Here is an 8625-nt window from a genome sequence, read left to right on the forward strand (position 1 = left end):
AACTCATGGCCTTGCTCATACGGTACGTACCATGGCTTGTGCTGAAGTGATGGTCGAAGAAGCACGTAAAGCAAAATTCAGAGGAGAAATACTAGGAGCAGCAAAAGATAGCCGAACGCTGGCCGATGTTACTCCGGAAGAACTGAAAAAAATTCTGATCGCACAAGCCTTCTTTGTAGTAGGAAGAGATGATGAGCGCTCTGGGTATGATGATAAGTATAAAAGAAATTTCTATGCGGAATATCATGAGAAAAGTGAACAGGCATTCAGAAAATACGTTGAAGATAATCAATTAATCGGCAAAATATTCAAAGATCCCAAAGAAGTAGATGATTATGCTGCGATTATTCGCGACAACCCCCATAATTGGGATGGAACTCCCGCACATGTCTTAATCCACCAAGGTCACATGGTGGATTTAATGAGAGTCAAAGCACCTCAAGAACCCGTATTGGAATACGCCTTCAGAACCCTCAAAAACGTTGTAGGTTCATTAGGCGCGGAAGTCGTTCTTAAAACTCATCGAGACTTTTTATTGGCCACCGGAGCAGTTGTTCCCTCATTTAATCCTCAAGCAAAAGATGACCTCAGAGCAGAAGAGCCTTATGAAAATATGATTAATCGAAGGTACGTTATAGAAAAAGATAAGACTCCCCAATCGTTGAATGACGCACGATGCGTAGCTCCCGATTATCAGCTCAAGAATAATGAGCGTTTTATAACGATAAAAGAACAACATACCATTGAGGAAAATAATATTCGCTCTGAGGAAGCTAAGAAGTCATTTAAGGAGGGAGGAGTTTATGAAAATCCTTATGGTGGGGAAAAATATGTTATAGAAAAAGGGTTGGTTCCAAATAATAAGAACGTAAAACGTGTAAATTCTGATTATCAACTGAAAGAAAAGGAACGGTTCGTCACCATCAAGGAATATTATGCTATTCCTGAAATACAACAAATATTTCCTGGTTATAATACACAATTAGGAGAAAATCCCACAACTGAATTTGCCCGAACATGTGAGCAAAATCCTTCAGTATGTCTAGGTGCCATCAAAGAAGCCCGTCAACAAGTAAAAATGGAGGGGATTAAAGATGCTTTGCAATCCTCTTCCAGTAAGATACGAAGACAACCCAATGTAGATGAAATTGCCGCTGCACGTATTATCCAACAAATCATGGCTAATCCTGATGTGATTCAGGACGATCATGTTCTTTTAAATGGTGAACATCTCAAAGAATCATTCTTTCGTGGACTATTGGCCAAATGCGATATGGCCGTTGTAGGATCTCTGTTAAACGACACCGATATCAATAATATCGACCGATTAATGCTGCATGAAAAAGATACTGAGTTTCATCCAACTGATCCCAAAGATCCGGCAAAGAAACTTGGTGAAACATGGGATATCACCATTAGAAAAAAAGGGGGCGACTATAAAGATAAGATCAAGTATGATTTAGTTTTTCTCATGCAAAATGACGGTTGGTACTATTCCCGAGTCAATGCAATTGCCCAAAATAGAGATAAAGGATCAACATTTAAAGAAGTGTTGGTTACCGCATTACTGACCCCTCTGACCAGTAAAGCACTGGTGGATACCAATAGGGTTCCCTCACCGAAAACTTTGTATCGAGGATTAGGTTTTTCAGAAGACTTTCAAAATAAACTGATTAATCAAGCCAATACCATCATTGCAAATTCGTCAAAACATCTCTTTACTGATCTGTCTGCCCAAGATTTCATGCAAATCAAGTTAAATGACTTAAGTAACATCTCTGCCAAAACGAATGCAAGTAATTCTGTAAACGTCGAGGTTCCAAGAACAGTCTTTGATTCGAATACCATTTTTGAAATCAATGATCCTGGTCAGTTACTGCACGCAAAACAAGTAGGAACTCATATACGTGGATCCGAAGATGAATTTTCATTTTATTTACCTGAAGATGTCGCGTTAATTCCAACTAAAGTGACTCCTGATGGTAAAAACTCCAAAGGAGAAGATAGATATATCATCACCTTTACAACAATAAAAAGCCCTGATTTTATACCAAGACATGAGGGTGGTTATGCGGTTGAGCCTCTTCTGAGAATGCAAACAACACAGATTGCTGAGTTCAAGAATATTGTTGAAAAAGCACAGGAAGCACCTAATTTAGAACTCGTGTTTCATTTACAGATGCGAATCAGAAGACAAGTACAATCATCATCCATTACCAGCAGATATAAAACATTTCTTAAGGAACAAATAAGTCCTGCATTGGAAAATTGCCTTAATGCATTCTTGGATGGTAGTGCAAGCAATCTAAGCAAAGCATTTTTATCTATTCCCACAGACGAACAATGGGCTAACTTTAATATTCCTGAAGCGAACCAAGTAAAAATGCACATGGATGCTATTAAGCAAATGGTTGAAAGAAAATTAGTCCTTGAAGGGAAAATTATCCCCGCATTAACCCAATGCGAGAGTGCTTTAGCAAAAAAAGATATTATCAGCGCCTTACAAGCGCTCAATAGCATTCCGTCAGATAAAGATATGAACCGAGTAACGTTAATTAGTAACGACTTAAAGAGACAAATCCAACATGCGAAACAGTCGTTAATCGAAAACGTGGAACCCTTACAACATGCCGTTATTACACCTGTAATCACTAATGTTGAGCAAGTAAAGAAACGCTATGAGACACTTATAACCAGTACAACCCAGCAAATCAAGACGCTAGACACCGCAGAACTCGATGATGTGGATAGCATTAAGGAAGAACTATCTTGTTTTAATGTCCTGCAAGAACAAGTAAAATTGCTGCGCAATGAAAAATCGCGACTGGAGTCTGAGGGTGAAAAAGTCGATTTTGCTGATGTCGAAAAATTAGAAGAACAACTACGAACCATCCATAATAAATTATATGATGCTTATGTAGTCGCGATAACAGAAGAGATCGAGATACTCGAAGAAGAAAAACCTAAAAATCTGAGTGCTGTAAAAGACATGATTTCTAGTTTTAATGAGCGACTCGCCGAAGTGAAGCAGTTACATGAAGAAAAGATAAAAAAACACGGAACCTCTAAAGATTCTCTTGATCTATCGGATGTTAATCAATTAAAAGCTCAATTACAAACACTGAATCAATTTTTAGTAAAAGCGCTGATCAATACAATGAGAACTTCGTTGAATCAAATGGAAGTAACAACGTTTGACGAGCAGACCAAAGAAGCGCAACAAAATTTTCAGATCCTTGATAAGCTCGCAACAACGCTGGATGATTCTGAGACCGCAAAAAAACAAAAAGCTGAAATCCTGAAACTAAACGAATTTTTTGTGGACAAACAAAAGGCTTACCCTGCCATGATGCAGTTACAATTCAAGAGCGAAGCCTTAATTATACGGTTACGTGAATTATGTGACGCTCACCAGGATAATTTGAAAAAAGCAAGAAAAACAAAAACGGATACAATCACTAAAAATCGTTCTATATTTCAAGGTATTACTGATTACTTTCACCTAACCACCGACGAACGAGTTACTCTAGCTAAGCAAGGAAAAGCTTTAAAGCAATTTAAGAAAGAGCTAAATAATGATAAGTATGACCTACAAGAACTTATCAACAACTTAGCTGAGAAAAGTCCTGAGGAATTAGAAGACGCGATTGGAATCTCTACGGAAAATGCTGAGAAACTGCATACGCTCTTAAAACATCTAAGCCAAAGTACAACATTTGTCGCTAAAATTAGAGAACGTTCAGAAAGAATCGATACTCTTTTAGTTGAGCTCAGCAAACAAACCATAAAACCAGAACCCTCTCAAGTTAATAAAGAACCTCAACAAAATGTCCTCCGGTTTTAATTTGTTTTAACATAGCTTCTTGCGAATTTCTGTGATTAATCCACAGCAACTCGCAAGGAGTTATTTGTTTTCAAACAAAGCTATGACCTGGTGATAATTCTTCATAACCCCTTAATAGATATAAATAAAATTCAAATCGACATAAAATTTGTTCATTTAAAACTCAATCAAATCAAAAATTAATATATTATTTTTACATACTGTGCTAATATCCGGCACGATTGCAAGCGCTATCTTTAACCTAGTAAAAGCAGCATTATAGAGAGCTCAAAATGCCTAGATACGTACAAACCCAAAAACCCGCTGTGAGCAAAGAATCAAGCCTTCCTTCTTGGAATGGTTTTTCATTATATACCGATAACACAGTAAGAAATGCGGTGAACTATGCATTTACTCATTATCTAGGCAAAAAATACCCGGGTACAGTAGAAGCAATACCCGCACAAATGGGAAGAAACGGTGATAAAATTGTAAACAGGCCTATTCATGGCCTTGCTCATACTTTACGAACAATGGCCTATGCTGAGGTAATGGTTGAAGAAGCACGGAAAGCAAAATTAAGAGGAGAATCGTTAAAAACATTCGAGGACGGTCGTACTATAGCTGATGTAACTCCTGATGAATTAAAAAAAATCATGATTGCCCAAGCATTTTTCGTCACTGGGCGAGATGATGAAGAATCAGCAAAGAATTATGAACGCTATCATGAACAAAGCAGAGACGCATTTTTAAAGTATATTAGAGAAAATGAATCTTCTTTAATTCCTCATGTCTTCAATGATCAGGACGATGTCGATTTTTATGCAGATGTTATTGAGGATAAAGATCATAAGTGGGAAAATTCCCCAGCGCATGTATTGGTTAATAAAGGTCACATGGTTGATTTAATGAGGGTAAAGCAACCGGCAGAATCTTATCTAGAAAATTATTTTAAATCACTTCAACCTTGGATCGGGACCATAGGAACTGAAGCTGTTTTTGCAAAGCAAAGACAATTTTTCCATGCAACCTATGAAATGGTTAGTTCTTTTGATTGCAACAACCCCGAACCGCATCTGGTAACGAGCACTAACGAATTTCGTTATGTCATTGATAAAAATGGTCAACCAATTAGAGAAACGCCAAAAGAAGGAGAAACAAAAGGTAAAATAAAGTTTTTCCCTCCTTCGTACAAATTACAGGAAAAAGAAACATTTAAATTCGGACGTGGGGGCCTGGGACGGTATGTGATTGGCGAAGATGGCCAGCCAATCAGAAACAAACCTAAAAAGGGTACTACTCAAGGTACATTAGCATTTTTCCCTACATCATATCAGTTACAAGAAAATGAACGCTGGATGCGCGTGGATGAGTATCTCAAACTTGATGAAGTGAAGTGTAGATTTCCTGGTTCAGATAAAAAACTTCAACGGGGATTGCCCGAACTTAGTGAGCATGCCTACTTACAATATACAAATTCTGATGAACGAGCACAATGTGAAAATGATGTCGATTTTTGTTTAGGACAATTACACGCAGCAAATCATCACGCGAAAATTTCTCCTATAAAAAGGTCTATCCAATCGAGTACAAAGCAGATAAAAAGGGAAGCTAATACTGATGAAATTGCAGCAGCACGTATCATCCAACAAATCCTGGCTAATCCTGATTCGATTTATGAAAATCATGTTCTTTTAAATGACCAGAAATTAGAAGAACAATTTTTCCGTGACCTATTAGCTAAATGTGATATGGCAATTATTGGCTCATTGTTAAATGATAGCGATATCAATAATATCGACAAGCTAATGCACCATGAGAAAAATACTGAATTTCACTCAACCGATCCTAAAGCGCTTCCAGTGAAACTCGGAGAAGCCTGGGATACAAAAATTAGAAAAAAAGATGGTGAATATAGGGATCAGATCAAGCATGATTTAATTTACCTCATGCAAAATGATGCCTGGTACTATAGTCGAGTTAATGCAATTGCCCAAAACAGAGATAAAGGATCAACATTTAAAGAGGTGTTGATTACTGCGTTAATGACGCCACTAACGAGAAAATCCTTAGTGGATACAAATCGTTCTCCTCATCCACAAACGCTTTTTCGCGGATTAAATCTGCCAGAAGAGTTTAAAAATAAATTAATCCAACAAACCCATGTGATCATGGCAAATACTACAGAACATCTTTTTACCGATCCTTCTGCAGAAATATTTAAACAAATTAAGTTAAACGATTACAGCCATATATCGGCCAGAACAAATGCGAGCACATCTACGAATATCGCTGTTCCCAGGGATATGTTTGACTCAAATACTATCTTTGAAATTTCTGATCCCGATGAGTTACTACACCCGAAACAAGTAGGAACACATACTGAAAACAGCGAAGACGAATTTTCATTTTATTTACCTGATGATGTAGCTTTAATTCCGATTAAACTCACTCTTGATGGACAAACTACTACGGGCAATGATCGACATATTTTCACTTTTGTTGCGGTACAAAGTCCTGATTTTTCACCCCGCTATGAAAGGAGCTTTGTCCTTGTTCCTTTTATGAAGATACAAGGCGCGAAAGTGGCGGAAGCAATAAATGCGGTACACGTAGAAAATAAAGAAACTCATGAGAACTTAAATAAAAAACTAGAAACGTTACGAGTTCAAATGGAGAAGCAATATCATTTACCCATTAGAGGTGGATTTTTAGATAAAATACTGCACTACTTCTCAGGAAAAGACGATCAAAAAATATCACTTGAACGAAAAAAATTCCTTAATGACAAAGTAATGCCTTCATTACAGCAATGTCATATCGGTCTTAGATTAAATAATATAGAAATGATGCAACGTGCTTTAGCAAGCTTTCCTTCCAATGAAGAATGGTCTGGCTTTAAATCCGATGCAGCAAAAGCAGCGAAACGAGAAATGGATAACCTAAGACCGATTATTGAAAAGAAAATAGCGCTGCAAAGTCAACTTATCCCGTTGAAGAAATGCCAAGATGCACTAGAAAAACAACACGTTACGGATGCATTACAAGCACTCAAAAGCATCCCCTCATCAATTAATAGCGATTTAGAAGAAAAAATCCAACGCACGAAGCAAGAGGTGATCGAAAATTTGAAGTCCTTACAACGTATCATCATTACACCCATAATCACTAATCATGAACAAGCGAGAGCACATTACGAAATGCGTCTACCAAACATGGCTCAGCGAATTTCAATATTAAACACAACAAAACTCGATGATATAGGCAGCATTAAGAAAGAACTATCTTATTTTCATGCCCTACAGAAGGAAATGAAATTGCTACGCAATGAAAAAGCGCGGCTGCAATCTGAGGCCGAAACAGTTGATTTTACTGATGTTGAAAAATTAGAAGAACAACTAAGAACCATTCATAATAAATTATATGATGCCTATGTAGCCAAGGTGACCGAAGAAATCACCCTACTTGAACAAGAAAAACCTAAAAATCTGACTGCTGTGAAAAAAATGATTTCTAGTTTTAATGAACGACTTGCTGAAGTGGAACAGTTGCGTCAAGAAAAGATGAGAATACACGGAGCAGCAACAGACCCGCTTGATCTGTCCAATATCGATGGATTAAACGATCGATTACAACCAGTAAATCAATATTTAGTTAAGGCGTTAATAAGCACTATTAAAGTCTCCCTCAATCAAATGGGAGTAAAAACATTTGACGAACAAACCAAAGAAGCACAACAAAATTTACAGATCCTCGATAAACTCGCAACAACATTGGATGATTCTGAAACAGCAAAAAAACAAAAAACTAATATATTGAAATTAAAAGAATTATTTGTTGAGAAACAAAAAGCCTATCCTGCAATGGTACACGTGCAATTCAAGAGTGAGGCCTTAATTATACAATTACGTGAGTTATGTGAAGCCCACCAGAATCGTGTGACAGAATCAAGAAAAGAAAAAACGGCAACAATCACTAAAAATCGTTGGATGTTTCAAGGGCTTACTGATTTAGTAGGCCTAACCACAGATGAACGATCGACCTTGGCTAAGGAAGAGGAATTATTAGAGCAATTTAAGAAAGAGTTAAATAATGATAAATATGACCTACACGAACTTATCAATAACTTAGCTCAGAAAAGTCCTGAGGAATTAGAGGATGCGATTGGAGTTTCTGCTGAGTGCGCTGACAAACTGCACGCTCTTTTAAAACACCTAAGCCAGAGTACAACATTGTCCACTAACATCGAAGCCTGTTCAAAATTAATCGATACTATTTTAGTGGAACTTAGTGAGATATCTATACAACCTGAACTTACTCAAGTTGATAAAGGACCTCAACAAAATATCTTTAGGTTTTAATTTTTTTAACGCCACAACTTCTTGTGATGAGCTAATGACATTTACATCTATAAACTACAAGTTGAGTTTTATATCGTTGACAACTTATTGCTGGATCTTGAATGTAATTTGCCCAACCTCTTCGGCAACAGATTTTGAGGGAATGCGCTCAAAAATGACTTTTAATCCACTTAACGTTAACTTAATGAATTCGAGTTATAATTACACATAGTGTTTTTTTTATCACTAATCATCAGTTAATACAGTATTCTTTGAGGAGAATCAAAATGCCTGAATATGTACATGGGGTAGAATTAACCCAAGCTGGCATGCATGCTATTTTTGAACGCATGGGACAAGATATCACCAGTGGTATTATTTACAATGGAAATCCTGATGTAAGAGTAGATAAACTAGACCAGCAAGGGTTTATGCCCATATTAACCGGCGTGAATCCAACAC

The 8625-nt window shown here is 37.1% G+C and carries 3 protein-coding genes; all 3 read left to right on the forward strand.

All coding sequences use genetic code 11. The features are described from left to right. On the forward strand, nucleotides 1–3844 hold a 3844-nt coding region (locus Lgra_RS04650), incomplete at its 5' end, for a SidE phosphodiesterase domain-containing protein (RefSeq protein ID WP_058498126.1). A gap of 272 nt (nucleotides 3845–4116) precedes the next feature. Next, complete coding sequence (locus Lgra_RS04655) at nucleotides 4117–8184, forward strand: SidE phosphodiesterase domain-containing protein (RefSeq protein WP_083502854.1); 4068 nt, start codon at nucleotides 4117–4119, stop codon at nucleotides 8182–8184. A gap of 266 nt (nucleotides 8185–8450) precedes the next feature. Then, the coding region (locus tag Lgra_RS18585) for a SidE phosphodiesterase domain-containing protein (protein ID WP_157068252.1) at nucleotides 8451–8625 on the forward strand (175 nt) is incomplete at its 3' end.

Source organism: Legionella gratiana, from assembly GCF_001467695.1.
Classification (GTDB): domain Bacteria; phylum Pseudomonadota; class Gammaproteobacteria; order Legionellales; family Legionellaceae; genus Legionella; species Legionella gratiana.